Annotated in this window: 18 protein-coding genes; 13 read left to right on the top strand and 5 right to left on the bottom strand. The window is 31.2% G+C overall.

Annotated features, from left to right (window positions below; translation table 11 throughout):
- From era to M0Q24_RS03030, 12 genes are all read left to right on the top strand, one after another.
- On the top strand, positions 1 to 879 hold the full coding sequence (era, locus tag M0Q24_RS02975; protein WP_295047023.1) for a GTPase Era: 879 nt from the start codon (positions 1 to 3) through the stop codon (positions 877 to 879).
- Entirely contained in the window at positions 876 to 1,844 is a 969-nt protein-coding gene (locus tag M0Q24_RS02980; RefSeq protein WP_295047026.1) for a L,D-transpeptidase family protein, read from the top strand. The genes era and M0Q24_RS02980 overlap by 4 nt, the downstream gene beginning before the upstream one ends.
- Before the next feature lies 1 nt (position 1,845).
- On the top strand, positions 1,846 to 3,144 hold the full coding sequence (locus M0Q24_RS02985) for a M99 family carboxypeptidase catalytic domain-containing protein (protein ID WP_295047029.1): 1,299 nt from the start codon (positions 1,846 to 1,848) through the stop codon (positions 3,142 to 3,144).
- A gap of 11 nt (positions 3,145 to 3,155) precedes the next feature.
- Positions 3,156 to 4,691: a hypothetical protein gene (locus M0Q24_RS02990; protein WP_295047032.1), complete on the top strand. Its 1,536-nt coding sequence runs from the start codon at positions 3,156 to 3,158 to the stop codon at positions 4,689 to 4,691.
- On the top strand, positions 4,688 to 5,320 hold the full coding sequence (gene pilO / locus M0Q24_RS02995) for a type 4a pilus biogenesis protein PilO (RefSeq protein WP_295047035.1): 633 nt from the start codon (positions 4,688 to 4,690) through the stop codon (positions 5,318 to 5,320). Before M0Q24_RS02990 ends, pilO begins: the two co-directional genes overlap by 4 nt.
- On the top strand, positions 5,320 to 5,781 hold the full coding sequence (locus M0Q24_RS03000) for a hypothetical protein (protein ID WP_295047038.1): 462 nt from the start codon (positions 5,320 to 5,322) through the stop codon (positions 5,779 to 5,781). The genes pilO and M0Q24_RS03000 overlap by 1 nt, the downstream gene beginning before the upstream one ends.
- A gap of 9 nt (positions 5,782 to 5,790) precedes the next feature.
- The gene (gene mshL / locus M0Q24_RS03005; RefSeq protein ID WP_295047040.1) at positions 5,791 to 7,452 is read left to right on the top strand and encodes a pilus (MSHA type) biogenesis protein MshL; all 1,662 of its coding nucleotides are present in this window, start codon (positions 5,791 to 5,793) and stop codon (positions 7,450 to 7,452) included.
- Positions 7,442 to 8,257: an ATP-binding protein gene (locus M0Q24_RS03010; protein ID WP_295047042.1), complete on the top strand. Its 816-nt coding sequence runs from the start codon at positions 7,442 to 7,444 to the stop codon at positions 8,255 to 8,257. The genes mshL and M0Q24_RS03010 overlap by 11 nt, the downstream gene beginning before the upstream one ends.
- Positions 8,258 to 8,378: 121 nt before the next feature.
- A complete protein-coding gene (locus M0Q24_RS03015) occupies positions 8,379 to 9,050 on the top strand; it encodes a CDC27 family protein (protein ID WP_295047045.1) in 672 nt (223 codons plus the stop codon).
- Positions 9,047 to 9,589, top strand: a complete 543-nt coding sequence (locus M0Q24_RS03020; RefSeq protein ID WP_295047048.1) for a hypothetical protein — start codon at positions 9,047 to 9,049, stop codon at positions 9,587 to 9,589. The genes M0Q24_RS03015 and M0Q24_RS03020 overlap by 4 nt, the downstream gene beginning before the upstream one ends.
- A gap of 12 nt (positions 9,590 to 9,601) precedes the next feature.
- The gene (locus M0Q24_RS03025) at positions 9,602 to 11,338 is read left to right on the top strand and encodes a GspE/PulE family protein (RefSeq protein WP_295047052.1); all 1,737 of its coding nucleotides are present in this window, start codon (positions 9,602 to 9,604) and stop codon (positions 11,336 to 11,338) included.
- Complete coding sequence (locus M0Q24_RS03030; protein ID WP_295047055.1) at positions 11,335 to 12,579, top strand: type II secretion system F family protein; 1,245 nt, start codon at positions 11,335 to 11,337, stop codon at positions 12,577 to 12,579. The genes M0Q24_RS03025 and M0Q24_RS03030 overlap by 4 nt, the downstream gene beginning before the upstream one ends.
- Here the strand turns inward: M0Q24_RS03030 and M0Q24_RS03035 are convergent.
- The 3 genes from M0Q24_RS03035 to M0Q24_RS03045 all read right to left on the bottom strand — a co-directional run bounded on the left by M0Q24_RS03035 (position 12,576) and on the right by M0Q24_RS03045 (position 14,318).
- On the bottom strand, positions 12,576 to 13,148 hold the full coding sequence (locus M0Q24_RS03035) for a YigZ family protein (protein ID WP_295047058.1): 573 nt from the start codon (positions 13,146 to 13,148) through the stop codon (positions 12,576 to 12,578). The two genes, M0Q24_RS03030 and M0Q24_RS03035, sit on opposite strands and share 4 nt — an antisense overlap.
- Positions 13,149 to 13,247: 99 nt before the next feature.
- A complete protein-coding gene (locus M0Q24_RS03040) occupies positions 13,248 to 13,958 on the bottom strand; it encodes a YebC/PmpR family DNA-binding transcriptional regulator (protein ID WP_295047061.1) in 711 nt (236 codons plus the stop codon).
- A 12-nt stretch (positions 13,959 to 13,970) separates the two neighbouring features.
- The gene (locus tag M0Q24_RS03045) at positions 13,971 to 14,318 is read right to left on the bottom strand and encodes a hypothetical protein (RefSeq protein ID WP_295047064.1); all 348 of its coding nucleotides are present in this window, start codon (positions 14,316 to 14,318) and stop codon (positions 13,971 to 13,973) included.
- An 86-nt stretch (positions 14,319 to 14,404) separates the two neighbouring features.
- Here M0Q24_RS03045 and M0Q24_RS03050 point away from each other — a divergent pair, with 86 nt between their 5' ends.
- Positions 14,405 to 14,896, top strand: coding sequence for a hypothetical protein (locus M0Q24_RS03050; RefSeq protein WP_295047068.1), 492 nt, complete (start codon positions 14,405 to 14,407; stop codon positions 14,894 to 14,896).
- Here the strand turns inward: M0Q24_RS03050 and M0Q24_RS03055 are convergent.
- A complete protein-coding gene (locus M0Q24_RS03055; protein ID WP_295047070.1) occupies positions 14,886 to 15,644 on the bottom strand; it encodes an ATP-binding protein in 759 nt (252 codons plus the stop codon). The genes M0Q24_RS03050 and M0Q24_RS03055 overlap by 11 nt on opposite strands.
- An 11-nt stretch (positions 15,645 to 15,655) precedes the next feature.
- The gene (locus M0Q24_RS03060; protein ID WP_295047074.1) at positions 15,656 to 16,369 is read right to left on the bottom strand and encodes a 5'-methylthioadenosine/adenosylhomocysteine nucleosidase; all 714 of its coding nucleotides are present in this window, start codon (positions 16,367 to 16,369) and stop codon (positions 15,656 to 15,658) included.
- Positions 16,370 to 16,585: the final 216 nt, after the last annotated feature.

Consider the following 16,585-nt stretch of genomic DNA (forward strand, 5'->3'; position numbering starts at 1 on the left):
ATGACAAAAGCAGGTTTTGTATCTCTTATTGGGCGTCCAAATGCTGGAAAAAGCACACTTATGAACTCACTTTTGGGTGAAAACATAGCTATGGTTAGTCAAAAAGCCAACGCTACAAGAAAACGCTCAAACGCTATAGTAATGCACGGCGATACTCAAATCATCTTTGTGGATACTCCGGGCATCCATGAGAGAGAGAAGATACTAAACCAGTTTATGCTCGATGAGGCACTAAAAGCTATGGGCGATTGTGACCTTATTGTATATCTTGCTCCTGTGACTGACTCACTAGAACATTACGAGAAGTTTTTAAAACTTAATAATTCAAGAGTTAAACATATTGTAGTCCTTAGTAAAATCGACCAAGTAAATCAGATAAAACTCTTTAAAAAGATAGACTCTTATAACCAATATGGAAATGAATTTGAAGCTTTGATACCTGTGAGTATCTCTAAAAAAGTTGGTCATGAAGATCTCTTAAAAATCATTTCAAAACATCTTCCAGAGTCGCCATTTCTTTATGATCCAAGTGATTTGACAAGCGAACTTGTGCGGGATATATATGCAGGTTTTATAAGAGAAGCGATTTTTGACAATGTTAGTGATGAGATTCCTTATGAGTCTGATGTTTTAATAGACTCTATAAAAGAGGAAAAAGGACTCGATAGTATTCATGCTACTATCATTATAGAAAAAGAGTCACAAAAAGGCATCATTATAGGAAAAGCTGGAAATTCTATAAAAAGAATCTCTTCATCTGCTAGAGAGAAAATAGAACGCTTAAGTGGTAAAAAAACTTACTTAAGTCTAGAAGTTGCAGTAAAAAAAGGTTGGTCTAAAGACAAATCTTATCTTGAAGAAATAGGATATATATCATGAAAATAATTTTGTTAGTACTTATTAGCTTATCTCTGTTTGCTAGTGATGTTCTTACTAATTACCGCCTAAATGGTATTGATAACATTGAAAAACATATGGATCTAGAGCTTACGAGCAAAGTTTACTGGAGTCACTATTTAAAAGATACAGACAATACTTTTGGCTACATAGAATCATATAAAAATATTTTAACATGTAATAAAGACTTATCTACTCTAGCTCTATATTCAAAAGATGACAATAATACTTATAAGTTAAAGAAAAAATATAGTGCATTTACAGGAAAAGAAAAAGGTGACAAGCTTAAAGAAGGAGACTTAAAGACTCCTATTGGCGTTTATAAAATAACAAAAAAACTTACAAAAGAAAATAAGCTTGACTCATTTTATGGACCACTCGCTTTTGTTACGTCATATCCAAATGAATATGACAAGTACAGAGGTAAAAATGGTTATGGGATCTGGATACATGGTCTCCCAACGGAAAAAGAAAGAGATGAGTTTACACAAGGCTGTATAGCTATAGACAACCCTAGCATAGAAGTTTTAGATGAAAATATAGATGTACAAAACACTCTTCTTATAATCAATGGTGATGAAGTAAAACAAAATATTTCAAAAGAGATCTTAACTTCAATTCTTTCTGATCTTTATAGTTGGAGATATAGTTGGCTATATGATGATATAGATGGTTATCTTAATTTTTATGCAAAAGAATTTATAAGATTTGATGGTATGAATTTTGATAAATTTAAAAAGTATAAAACAAGAGTATTTAAAAAGATAGAAAAAAAAACTATTATATTTAAAGATATAAATGTAGTCCCATATCCAGGAACTAAAGATGTTTACCAAATAACTTTTTATGAAGATTACAAGTCTGACACTTTTGAGTTTAGTGGAGATAAATCACTTATTGTAAGACTTGATGAGTCTAACAAGATGAAAATTTTGACAGAAAAATAAAATGCTATTTAAAAAGCTATTTTTATCAATTTTTCTACTTATTTGCTTAAATCTATATGCATCTTCAGAGGTGCAACTCATAAAAAAGCAAAATAGCGACTCAAATACTACGCTTCTGGTTATAGGAGGTATCCACGGAGATGAACCTGGTGGATATTTTGCAGCCTCTGTCCTTGCAACTCACTACAAGATACTCTCTAAAAATCTTTGGATAGTCCCAGATCTTAACAGACCTAGTATCCAAGTAAATCAAAGAGGTTTGTATGGAGATATGAATAGAAAATTCTCCTTTGTAAAAGATAGTGATAAGGATAAAAAGAGAGTAGAAGAGATTAAAAAAATCATTTTACAAGAGAATATCTCTTTGGTTTTAAACCTACATGATGGAAATGGCTTTTATAGAAAAGAACATCAAGGAAACATCTTCAATCCTAATGCATGGGGACAAACTTGTGTGATAGATCAAAACAAACTCCAGCAAGAACAAGAGTTTGGAAATCTAGATTCAATAGCATCTATTGTTACTCAAAACATAAATAAAAAACTTATAAAACAACATCATACCCTAGGTGTTAGAAATACAAATACAAAATTTGAAGATGAAGCTATGCAACTTTCACTTACATACTTTGCAGTTACAAACAATAAGCCAGCTTTTGCTATAGAAACAAGTAAACATCTCCCAACACTATCTCAAAAAGTATTTTATCAACTCCTAGCCATAGAAGAATTTATGAAGATTATGAATATAGACTACAAAAGAGAATTTGATTTAAATGAAAAAGAGTTAGACAAAATACTTTCACAATATGGAGTTTTAAATATTAATAACAATATATCATTAAACTTACATGATATAAAACCTTACTTAAGTTATATTCCGCTAAAATCATCTAGTAATGTATTTAAGTTTTCTCATATACTAGGGAGTATAAAGAAAACCAATGGTAGTTTTGTTGTTTATCTTGGTAATAAAAAAATCACAACATTAAGACCTCAATATTTTGAAATTGTGAAAAAAAGTGAAGAAAATTTTGATGTTATTATTGATGGTAAGTTAGAATCTGTCAATTTTACTTCAACTTTTTTTGTAACTGACGATTTTCACATAGTTAATAACAGTAAGTTTCGTGTAAATATTATAGGTTATAGATCAAGTTCTGCTAGTGAAAGTGGAGTTGATATAAGCCTAAAAAACTTAGATAAAAACTTTTCTGTAGATAAAAGTCAAAAACTATATAGAGTAGAATTTTACAAAGATGGTAAGTTTTACTCTATGGCAATGGCTTATTTTAAATAGGACCTTAAGTAATGAAGAAAAAAACAAAACACTCTTTCTCAAGCGTAGTTTCTGTTAATCCATACAAAGATAGTTACTTTAGTGGTGCGTCTAGTTTCCTTTCTCAGGAAAGTTCGCCAAAATACTCTAAAGACCAGTACGCAATCTCTTACCTAAATACTAAAAGTTTCATAACATCGCAAATATCAATATCTAAAAATATCTCTGATGAAGATCTTTATGATGCCATCAATAACAAAGTTTATGATGAGTTAGCTCTTGATCAAGCAGTTAGCTATCAAGTACAGTTTATAGAAACATTTAATTCACTTGATGAAGATGATAGAAACTTTCATGTCTTTATAGTTGATCCTTTAGAACTTCAAGAGACTTTTGCTAATGTTGTCTCAAAGATTAAGTATATAGATACCATCATCCCTTCTCCTTTACTACTAAAATCTCTTTATGAAAAAGAGATTTTAGAGTCTAGTGGTGTAAATGCTTTTATATACTTTCAAGAAAATGATGCTTCTATCACAATATATAGTGAACAAGAGTTTTTATATACAAAATCCATAAACTTCTCATTTTTACAGATGCATGAGAGATTTTGTGAGCTTTATGGAGAGAGAGTCCTTTATGAAGATTTTATGGACTTTCTTAGTAACCACAACCTAAAAGATACGCTTAGTGACTATAAAGAGTATTTTATTAAACTATATAAAGAGATATTTGCAAACATTAGTGATATTTTAACTTATGTAAAAAGAGCTTATGAATTAAAAACAATAGAACATATTTATATAGACTCTCAAATTCAAACTATAACAAAACTAGATGAAATGAGTGAAGTTGAACTTGGCGTTGAATCTAGTAGTTATGATTTTAATTATGGTTTTGAGAGCGATGGTGTATATATAGATCAGCTTCACTCTTTGATGCATATATATACAACACTACCAAAAGATCAAAAGTACAACTGTAACTTTACACCATATCATAGACCACCAGAGTTTATGCAAAGACAAAGTGGTAAATTATTTATGTTGAGCGCTGCTTCTTTGGTTATTGCTTTTGTATATCCTTTTACATATTGGACTTTAACATATGCACAAAATTTGCAATATAAATTGCTAGAAACAGAGTACACAGAGCTTCACAATATAAAAATTACAAGGGAAGCTATAATCAAAAACAAAGAAGCAGATAAAACTAAAGTTGCAACTCTTCTACAACAAGAAAAAAAAGATTATGCAGAGAAAAAGTCAACTCTTGTTAAGATCCATGATGTAAAAGTAAACTATCCTATGAAAGCAAAGCTTCTCTCTATGTTTACAAAAGACTTAAATAAATTTACCATAAAAGTAGACTCTATTACTTATGATGAAGATAAGGATAAAAAAACTTTTACACTAAATCTACTTTCTAAAAAAGATAAAAAAATCACTCAAATGGTAGAATACTTAACAAAAGCATATGAAGGGAGATATGATTTTTCCCTAAGACGAATAGAGCTTAAAGATGATCCAAATCAATACTTTAGTGAGTTAAAGGTGGTTATATTATGAAAATAAATATTGAAGACTACTTACAAAGTATAGATGCTTCTTTTAAAAATAAAAGTCAAAAAGACATATATATGACATATATTATGGTTTTTGGTGTGATTTTCGCATTTTCATACCTTCTTTTTTGGGATAGCTCAGAAGCAGCCTTTAAAGAGACAAATAAGCAAATAAACCAAATAACTTCTAAAATAAATGCTGATAAAGCCTACCTACAAGTAAATCCAGAGAGCAAAATTGCCAGTTTGGATCTAGAGATTAAAAAGTTAAATAATAATCTTGAGATACATAAAAATAATAATGCATACATAAAAAGTAAAATAGAGACTATCTCTTCACTTATTTATGATGAGAGAACTTGGGGTGAATATCTACACTCTATCTCTACAAATGCTAAAAAATATGGTATTAAAATTGTAGACTTTACAAATGAGTATGCTAAAACAGACAAGTCTTTTGGACATATTTTAGATATAGAGTTAAAAACAACTGCTAAGTATACAAATACGCTAAGATTTATAAACTCATTAGAGCAAAGTGAGTTAGTAGTAGATATTCATAAAGTAAAAATAAAAGCAAATGAAAGACTTGACACAGATCTATCTATTTCAGTTTGGGGGATTACATACTAATGAAAATATACAAAATCATCATAGCATCTCTCTTGTTTTTTCAAGTTGCTCTTAGTGCAAATGAACTTTCATGGGTTGATACTCAAGTAGATGCAATCAAACCGGCAAGAATTGGTATGAATAATTCTGAAATCTTAAAGATACAAGATCCGTTTATATTTTACAAAAAAAGTTCTGAAAAAAGCAAAAACAAAAAAGTAGCTCATGTTGCAAAAGCAAGTATTAAAAAATCTTCTACTACATCAACTATCAGCGCTATAAAGCAAACACCTCAATCTATGAAACTTAGTGCTATCATAAACAACTCTGCACTCATTAATGGAGAATGGTATAGAGTAAATCAAAACATCGCAGGTTTTTTGGTGTCAAGCATCACAAGGACGAATGTTGTCTTAACAAAAGGCAGCCAAAAGTTAGTTCTTACTACTAACGATCAAAATAAAAATTTAAAATTTAAATAGGATAAGAGAATGAAATTTATAGAAAAAATAGTTTACGGGTCACTTTTTACACTTCTTTTATCAAGTAGCTTAAGTGCTGATTGTTCTTATGAGCTATTTAGCATAAGTTCTACGAAAGATACAAAGATCATAGATTTTATAGAGCAACTTAGTGATGAATGTGAGTTTAGTGTTATTGTAACTGATCCTCATGCTCAGAAATTTTTAGAAACTCAACTAAATAAAACTCATCTTAAAAATTTAACTATAGATGAAGTATTAAATATTATTCTAAAAGAAAATAACCTTTACTATGAACTGCAAAACAATGTGCTCAAAATTTCATATTTAAATACAAAAGTTTTTGGTATAGATTATATTCTCTCACAAAGAAAAGGCACTGGTAGTACAAATATAACTCTAAGTTCTTCATCTGCAAAGAGTAACTCTGGAACAACTACTGGAGGTAACACAAGCACTACAAATTCTAGAGGTGCTAATGGTGGTAGTTCTTCAGCAGAATCAGGAATAAAAATAGAGTCTAGTGATGAAGTTATATTTTGGGAAGAGCTTGACTTAGAACTTCAAAGAGTTATAAATAGACCTCAAGATATTTATCAAGCTGATGCTCCCATTATTAACAAAAATGCTGGGCTTATTACTATTACAGCTACAGTTAAACAGATGCATAGACTTGAAAATTATTTAGAAAAGCTTCAAGACAAAGTTCAACTACAAGTTTTAATTGATGTTCAACTTCTCTCAGTTACTATGAGTGAAGGTAAAACTACCGGTGTGGATTGGCAACAACTCTATGCACTGCAAAATATTGACTTGGCTTTTGATAACTTAATTACTAAAGATGTAAATAAATTTACCTCTACTGCACAAAACACAGGCACTTCTTTTGATGAGTTTGCCTTAAATTCCGCTGGTGGTGCTTCTGCTAGTATTTTTCGTCTAGGAGCAAAAGGCAGTTTAAATGAAGTTATAAAATTTCTAAAAACTCAAGGAGATGTTGTCTCAATATCAAACCCAAAAGTTTTAACCCTTAACAATCAACCAGCTCTGATAACTGCAGGAACAGAGTATTTTTACAAAATAAAATCTGAAACAAACCAACAAGGAACTGGTGGTGGAGTTGCAGCTACAACTCAAAATGAAAATGTTCAGTCTGTTTTTGCTGGAGTTCTTTTAGATATTACACCTGAAATTGCTGATGATAAGACTATCACATTAAAAATAAACCCTTCACTCTCTGAGACAGCACAAGATATGTCGCAGCAAACTTCAGCAGATAGAATTATGCCGCCTGATCTTGATCGTCGCCAACTCTCTTCTGTTGTAACAGTAAAAGATGGGAATAGAATTATTATAGGTGGTTTAATTAATTCAAAAAATATTCAAAAATCAAATAAAGTTCCATTGTTAGGAGATATTCCAATTCTTAATTATCTTTTTAAATATGAAGAGACTACAAAGCAAGTTCAAGAGCTTGTTATTGTCATTGAACCTCATATTATAGATAGAGCTAACAATGATCTATCTCTTAGTGATTTAGGCTATGAGGGTATTACTGATACTATAGCTGGTATAAAAAATAGTTCTATCTCAAATATTACGGACAATCTTTCAATAGATGCTCAAAACAATACAAAGTCTAACAAAGTGAAAGAGGAAGATGAAAAATAACATCTTTGAAAATGCTAAGAGTGTTTTTCTTGACTCTGTTGATGCAAAAGACTACGTCCAACTAGATCGTGTATCAACAATATATCAATCTTTAAAAGATTCCGTTAAGAAACCTCTAAAAATGATACTTTTATATGGTAAGCCAGGAACTGGTAAGAGTATGTTTTTGAACAAACTCTATCATGATCTCTCAACTTCTCAAAAAGTTATTATATACCAGACTCCAATTCTTGATGAAAATGAGTTTTTTAAATCTCTTGCGCAAGATCTTTTTGATGTAAAATATCAAGGTGAATTAAATTTTACGCAATTTATGAGTATAGTAAAAAAACACACTATTGACAATCCCGAAGTGCCTTTAGTTCTTTTGGATGAAGCTCAATTATATCCCACTGTTCAAATGGAAAAAATAAGACTTCTATCAGATACAAGAAGTGTAAAGTTTGTTATAACACTACACAAGACTCAAAAAGAAGATCTAATTGCAAAAGAGCATTTTAAAACTAGAATTTGGGAAACTATAGAATTAGAAAACGCTCTAAACAATGAACTCAAAATTTATATACAAAAAAAACTTATGAAAGCCAATTGTTTTGATACTGCAAATATGTTTAATCAACGTAGTGTAAATTTTATATATAAACTAACTAAAGGTAATTATAGAGATACTAACAAACTTTTGTACTCTCTTTTTGAAATTTATTCGTGGTATTTACAAAACTCTCCTAGTAGTATTAAAACAAATGAAATATCAAAAAAAATAGTGGAAATGTCAGCAATCCACACAGGTCTTATCAATGCTTAATGTACATGAATTAGAAAGAAAGTATAAAGCGTATAAACTAAAGACTTTATTGCCTTATGTCGTAATATTTGTTAGTTTATGTATCATTTTTGTAGTTGTTTTGTTTGTTAAAAGTTCTGATATGTTTAAGAGCAATGAAGCACAGCATAACCAACAAGCAGTCCAAACTCATCTTGAAGAAACAAAAATCACGCCTAAAAAAGAAGTAGTAGAAAAAAATGAAACTTTAAAAGTTGTTATACCAAAAAAAGAACCAAACCTTGTTCTTTCTCCATCTTTAAACTTTATGTCAAACTTAAAACACAGCTCAACTTTTAATGAAGTAAGTTATCAAAGCGTTATTCATAAAGATCAAAAAAAAGAAAGCATTAAACAAGAAATTCCTAAAAAAGAAAAGATCTTAAAACCTGCAAAAAAAGAACCAGATCCAGTTATTATTGAAGAGATAAAACTCCAAAAAAGTAATCCTATTAAAATACAAAGACAAATTACTCAAGACGATTTAAGCCATGTTTTAAAGAGATTTAGCAAAAACAACAACCCTGCACTTAGTCTTTTTATTGCTAAAAAATATTATGATATCGAGGATTATCATCAGTCATATAACTATGCTTTAATTACAAATAGAATCAACGATAATATAGATGCTAGTTGGATTATTTTTGCAAAATCATTAGTTAAACTCGGTAAAAAAGACGAAGCTATACAAACTCTACAAAGGTATATTGCACATTCTAAATCATCTCAAGCAAAGACTCTCTTAGAAGAGATCCAAAGAGGAAAATTCAGATGAAAATAGTTTTATTTATACTTTTAGCTTTTAATTTACATGCTGACATAAAACAAGAGATGTTAAATTTTTATCAAAACAAAAAGTTTGAAGAAGCTTGTACTTTAGGTTTTAACAATTTTAAGTATAATAAAAAAGATGAAGAATTTATTTCACTATACGCTTTTTCTTGTCTTCACTCTGATTATATAGATAGACTTGCCGTTCCTATAGCTATGCTAAAGTTTTCAAAAGAAGCTCGTGCTAATTCAGCTTACCTCTCTACTATACTTATGCAAAAAAAGCTTCTATATCATGCACTTGTAGACAGTTATGATTTATCTTCTTTAAAATTTCCATCAACTGATTATGTACTCTCTAGAGTTTTTGATTTTTATACTGAGCTTGGTGTACATGAGCAAAGAGATGTTTATTTTTTTGTTGATAAAGATGATGAAAAATTAACATATAAGCTATATCTTACTAATGATGAAAAACTAAAAAAAATAGTCATTGAAGAGTTTTATGATACAATTATCATAAAAAAACACATATATTGGTAAAGTGAAATTAACATGGATAGAATAACAAACGACTTACTTGCTAATGGTTCTATTATGCAGTCACAAGTTGATAGACTACTATCAAAAGGACTAAGTTCAGATTTAATATTAAGAGATATTACTCTATCTGGATTTATGACTATGGATAGGCTTATCCGCTTCATAGTTGAAAAAATTAGAAATGGTGTTTATGAACTCACTATCATTGATAATTATGATTACATAAATGAAAAAGAAGTTTTACAAAAACTCTCTAGTGAGCTAGAGGTATCTTTTTTAGACTTAGACTCTATAGATATGGACTACAAACTTACAAATAATGTTCCATTAGCTCAACTTAAAAAATATACTGCACTTCCAGTCTCTCAAGACGATATGTCTGTAACTATAGCTTTTAATGATCCCTTAAATATAGAAGCCCAAGAAGCACTTCAAAGAGTTTTTCCACGAAAAATCGTAAAAGTTGCAACAGCTACAAAAAAGCAAATCCAATCTTATTTGTTTAAAGTTGAACTAAAAGATAGCGTAAAAGGTTTAGTAAAAAAAATAAGAGATGAACTTAACTCAATAAGTTCTATAGAGGAGCAACAAGAAGCTTCTTCTATTTTACTACTAATTGATGTTATTTTGAAGGCTTGTATTCGTAGTAGAGCAAGTGATGTTCATATAGAACCGACTGAGAAAAACTGTGTAGTTCGTGGACGTATTGATGGAAAACTAGCTGAGATTTTTATCTTTGAAAAAGATATCTACCCTCCTTTGGCTTCAAGATTAAAACTACTAGCAAATCTAGATATTGCTGAGAGAAGAAAACCTCAAGATGGTCGTTTTTCAACTAAAGTTGGAGATAGAGAGTATGATTTTCGTATATCAACACTTCCTATTTTATATGGTGAGTCCATTGTTATGCGTGTTCTTGACAAAGAAAAAGCTCTTGTACGACTTGAAGATGCTGGTATGGATACACTTAGCTATAACAAACTTCTAAAAGGTCTAAAAGAACCATTTGGTATCATCCTTGTAACTGGTCCAACAGGAAGTGGTAAAACCACAACACTCTATGGTGCTTTAAATGAACTTAGAAATGTTGAAGATAAAGTTATTACAGTTGAAGATCCAGTAGAGTATAGAATGAATCTTATCCAGCAAGTTCAAGTTAACCCTAAAATTGGACTTAGTTTTGGAGATGCACTAAGATCTATCCTTAGACAAGATCCAGACAAGATTATGATAGGTGAAATTAGAGATCAAGAGACTCTTGAGATTGCTATTAAGGCTGCTCTTACTGGTCACCTAGTCATCTCAACACTCCACACAAACGATTCTATTAGTGCAATCCCTCGTATGGTTGATATGGGCATAGAGAACTATCTCATAAGTGGTGCATTAGTCGCAATTCAAGCACAAAGACTAGTTAGAAAGATCTGTACTAAATGTAAAGTTATTGAAAAAATTCCAGCATCCGTCATAGAAAACCTAGGTGATCTTCTACCAGAAAATTATGTTTTTTATAAAGGTGAAGGATGTAAAGAGTGCAATGATACAGGATATATGGGAAGAGAGATGATATGTGAAGTTTTAAATATTACGGACAATCTCTCATCTCTTATAGCTAAAGGTGCATCTAAGGAAGCTCTTTTAAAACAAGCTGTAGATGAAGGTTTTATTGGTATTTTTGAAAATGGAATTCAAAAGGCACTAGATGGAATCACTAGTATCGAAGAAGTACTTAGGGTGGCAAAAGGATGAAATACTTTGTAGCAACTATTTTAACTAAAGGTAAGCGATTAGAAGTACCACTATATGCTAAAGATAGAAAAGAAGCTAATGATAATGCAAAACTAAAATACTCTGGCATTATTATAAAAGTTGTTGAAGAGAATGAACCCTTAGAAGAACAATTTAAAAGATTTAAAGCAAATTTTGCTCAAAATATAAAAAAAAGAAAAATCAAGCCAGATGCACTTATAGCAGCTATTAGACAGTTAGCTGTTATGACAAATGCTGGTATCTCTATACATGATTCACTTAGTGAGATAGCCTCATCGAGTGATGACAAAGCTTTAAAATATGTCTTTAGTAAATTAGCAGATGATATAAATTCTGGTCACTCATTCTCTTCATCTATGGAAAACTTTCGTTTTGAGCTTGGAAACTTAACTATAGCGATGGTTCAACTAGGAGAAAAAACTGGTAACCTTGATGAAGCGCTATATGCCTTAGCAAATATGTTAGAAGAAATTCGTTCAAACTTTATCAAGTTTAAAAAAGCGATGGCATATCCACGAAATGTAATGATTGCTATGGCTATAGCTTTTACTATTCTTATCTCTTATGTTGTTCCAAAGTTTAAAGATATTTTTGAACAGCTAAATGCTGAACTACCTCTACCAACTCAAATACTCCTAACACTAGAACATCTCTTTAATAATTATGGTCTATATGTTATAGCAGGCTTGTTTCTATCTTTTGTGCTTTTTAAATACCTTATCTCAAATTACAAACATATAAGACTTGCCTGGCATAAAGCCCTTCTTAAAATATATCTTATAAAAAATATCATAAAGTACTCTACCCTTAGCAGATTTACTCTTGTTTTTTCCGAACTTGTTCGTGCTGGTATTCCAATTGCAGAAGCTCTAGAGACATCTATCTCTATGATAGACAACCTGCCACTTAAGATGAAACTATCTTCTGTAAGATTTACGGTTGAAAAAGGTGGTACTTTAAATACTGGACTTAGTGAAACAAAACTTTTTGAAAATATGATTATTCAGATGGTTAGAGCTGGAGAAGATAGTGGTACATTAGATGCCATGATGCAAAAAGTTGCAGAATATTACAAGATGAAGTTTGATGCTATTATAGATGGTCTCTCAGATGCTATAGAGCCTATTATGCTCGTTATTATTGCTGCTATGGTTATACTTCTAGCTCTTGGTATATTTCTACCTATCTGGGGGATGGGCTCTGCTGTTAGTGGCGGTTAAATAACTTCCACTAGCCTATTCATTTTTTTTAAAAACAAATCTATACTCTCTTTAGATCCTTTTATTTTATATAGAGTTTGGTTGTCAAAACTCTTTTGAATAATCTCAATATTTAACTCATCACACTCATACTCAACCATTCTAATATTTGAATATTCAAACTGAATTTCTATTTCTTCTTCTTTTTTATATTCTAAGAGTTTAGCTTTTAGCAGACTCAAGTTTATAACATCACTATAAGCACGAACAAGCCCACCAGGTCCTAGTTTTGTTCCACCAAAGTATCTAACTACTATTACTGCCGTATTTATAAGCTGGGCACCTTGAAGTACAAAAAGAGAAGGTCTTCCAGATGTTCCCTTTGGTTCACCATCATCACTTGAATATTCTACAATTTGCTCATATTCATTTAGATGTCTATATGCCACAACAAAGTGTCTAGCTTTTGGATGCTCTTGTTTTAGCTCTGTTAGGGTTTTTTCATATTGTGAGAAGGGAGTAAGGAAAGCTATAAATTTTGATTGCTTTACCTCAAGAGTATCTGTATAGGTACTATCTATATAGTTCATTACAGCAATTTTCTCTCAAAAACTTGTTTTTTTTGCTTCAGGGGGTTGTAGGGACATATAGTCCCTACTATCATAAGGAGCTTTTGCTCCTTATGATATTTATATAATGTTTGTAAAAATTTTATGTACATCTTCATCATCATCAAGCTTCTCTAAAATCTTGTCAATCTCTTCATGTTGTTCATCTGTAATACTTATTGGAGAGTTTGCCATTCTCTCTAAATTTGCTTTTTTTATCTCTATATTCATGTTCTCTAGTGCCTCTGTAAGAGTACCAAAACTTGTATAGTCTCCTGTAACTAAGCAGATTCCATCTTCAGCTTCTATCTCTTCTAATCCTGAATCTATGAGTTCAAGTTCTAACTCTTCGATATCAATATCCTCTTTTAACTCGAATTCTATAACTGTTTTTCTATCAAACATAAACTCTAGTGAGCCATTTGTTAACAACTCTCCGCCATGTTTAGTTAGTATATTTTTAATATTAGCAACTGTTCTAGTATTATTATCTGTCATACACTCTATAAAAATTAAAACACCATGAGGTGCTTTACCTTCGAAGTTTACTTCAAGCATGTTGCTGATATCTTTAGCAGTTGCTCTTTTTATAGCTGCTTCTATATTATCCTTTGGCATATTTTCAGCTTTAGCATTAAGAATCGCTGTACGAAGTTTTGCATTCATATCAGGATCACTACTTCCCTCTTTTGCTGCAATTGTAATAATTTTTCCTAATTTTGGAAACAACTTTGACATTGCTCCCCATCTCTTTAATTTTGATGCTTTTCTATATTCAAAGGCTCTACCCATTTTACGCTTTCCTTAACTAATTTGTGTGATATTTATAGCACCATCTTTGCTATAATCAACTAAGATCTTACTAATCTCATCATCTTTGAGAAGGTTTATACTTAACTCTCTTGTCTCTAAATTTTTATTTTTTAAAAGCTCTATTTTATAAGATTCTAAAGCGATAGAGAGTGCATCTATAATTTTTGAACTAAGTTTCAACCAATGTCTTTGAACTCTCTCTTCATCTTCAAAAAAAAGGCCACTCTCATCATACTCAATCTCTTTAGCTTGATCTGCTACAACATTTAACTTATCAAAAAGTCTTTGCGACTCTATAAAAGAATTTTTCAACACTACATAATCATTATCATTTAGCACATTTTTCACCTATAAAATTGTATTTTAAATTCAAAGATGTATAATACCATATATATATCGATTTTAAGTCTTGCCTAAGGATAGAAATGAAGCTTAGTTTTCGGCTAAAACACCACTTTTTCAGTGCTTTTCGTGAGTTTTTTGTTCACCATCATGGCTCTTTAGAGTTTCGTGCTAAAATATTTGCACTCATTATCTCATCAAATGAAGACGTGGATGAAGAAAACTACACTATAGTTGAAAAAATCGCTATGGATATTTACAAAGATGATAAAGATAGAGCAAACCTCTTAACACTAACAACAAAAGAACTAGTGAAAAAAGTACAAGATCCTAATGGTTTAGATATAGATACTTTAGTTTTACACATTCAAAAAGAGTTAAAAATCATCCCAAGATATGCAAAAAAAATAGATATAGAGTCTTTAAAACCACTCACCGAGATAACTAGAGATATAGACACTCTATCTTACCAACAAAATATTTTAGAATTTCTGCAAAACTTAAAAGATGATACTCTGTTGAGTAAAAAATCTCAAATTGAAAAAGATGAAAAAGGTTTAGTAACTAAATACTAAACCTCTCATTATCGAAAAAACTATCAACTGAAATATTCTTAAACGCAGCATTCATTGAAGTAAATAATGATGGAAATTCTTTTTCCATCTGAGAGAGCATCTCTTTTGTGCTTGCTCTAGCGTGTGGCATCTTTATGTCAAAGCGCATAGCAGGACAAGCTTCATCGCCAATTGCTGCTATATTGTTGTCCTCAACAAATGCTCTTAACTGCCTCTCTCGCATCTGTATGAGTGGACGAATGACAATAAGTCCATTATCTGCTCTATATTTTGGTGCGAGGGATCGCATTTGACCATTATAAATAAAGTTCATAAAAAAACTCTCAGCAGCATCATCCATATGATGTCCTAGTGCTAACTTATTACAGCCATGTTTCTCTGCAACTCCATATAGTGTTCCTCTTCTCATTCTTGAGAAAAAGCTACAAAAAGATGAGTTTTTTCTTATCTTCTCTTTGGCTAGATCATAGATCTGAGTATCATGAAATATATGATCTATCTCATACTCTTTACAATGTGCGATAAGAGCATCGTAGTTTTCTCCCATACCATAGCCAACCGTTACAGCCAAAAACTCAAACTTAAATGGTGCACGTCTTTGCTGCTCTTTCATTGCATGGATCATAGTGAGTGAATCTTTCCCACCACTAAGTCCTACTAAAATCTTATCGCCCTCTTCTATTAAGTTAAACTCGGCATTAGTGCGACCTAGTTTTGACATAATTTTTTTAGAAATTATAATTGGCATATTAGACTATATTAGTTTTTTGCATTATCTAATGAAAGAACTATTTTATCTACCATTTTCATAACAAACTCAGCACTCTCTTTTGCACTAGTCTCTAAAAACTCATCAAAAGAGAAACTTGCATCCATATCCGCAGCATCACTAATAGCACGGAGGATAAAAAAATCAACTCCCAGCGCATCACAAACAACTGCAACACTTCCGCCTTCCATCTCAAGGGCATCAGCACCAAAAGTTGAGCCTATCCAGTTCTTTCTATCTTCATTTGCAACAAACTGATCTCCAGTTGCGATAATACCCTCAACAACACTTTTACCCATCTCATTTGCTACCACTTTACTTATCTCTATAAGAGATTTATCAGTCTCAACAAAAACACTTCCCTCAGGAACGTACCCAAAAGGGTGTCCAAATGCCGTAATATCAAGATCGTGTTGAGCTAATTTTGTAGCTACAATTAAGTCTCCAACTTTTAACTTAGGTGATACCGCACCTGCTACTCCTGAAAAAAGTAGTTTTTCTGCTCCAAAATGCTCTATCATAGTAGATGCAGTAAGTGCTGAGAAGACTTTACCAATCTTACTATAGGCTATGACTAACTCAACGCCATTATAAGTAGCTTCATAGTACTTATTTCCAGCATACTCCGTTGTTTTATAATCTTTTAATCTCTTTAGTATTGGTGCTACCTCTTCTGGCATCGCACCCATTATTGCTATTTTCATATATTACCTTAGTGTTTACTATTTGAGCGATTGTAGCAAAATAATGGTTAAAATTATTTTATCTCCAGTGAGTCATCATCCTTTCTCTAAACTGCGTCTAAAAATCGCAAGTGTTACAAGAAAAAAGATCATACCTATAACAAAGATCCAAAGCATATCAATCCAAACAACATCAAACCCAGCATCTCTATATAGAACTGCCTGTGCAAAGCTTAC

This window comes from Sulfurimonas sp., assembly GCF_023228785.1.
Classification (GTDB): Bacteria; Campylobacterota; Campylobacteria; order Campylobacterales; family Sulfurimonadaceae; genus Sulfurimonas.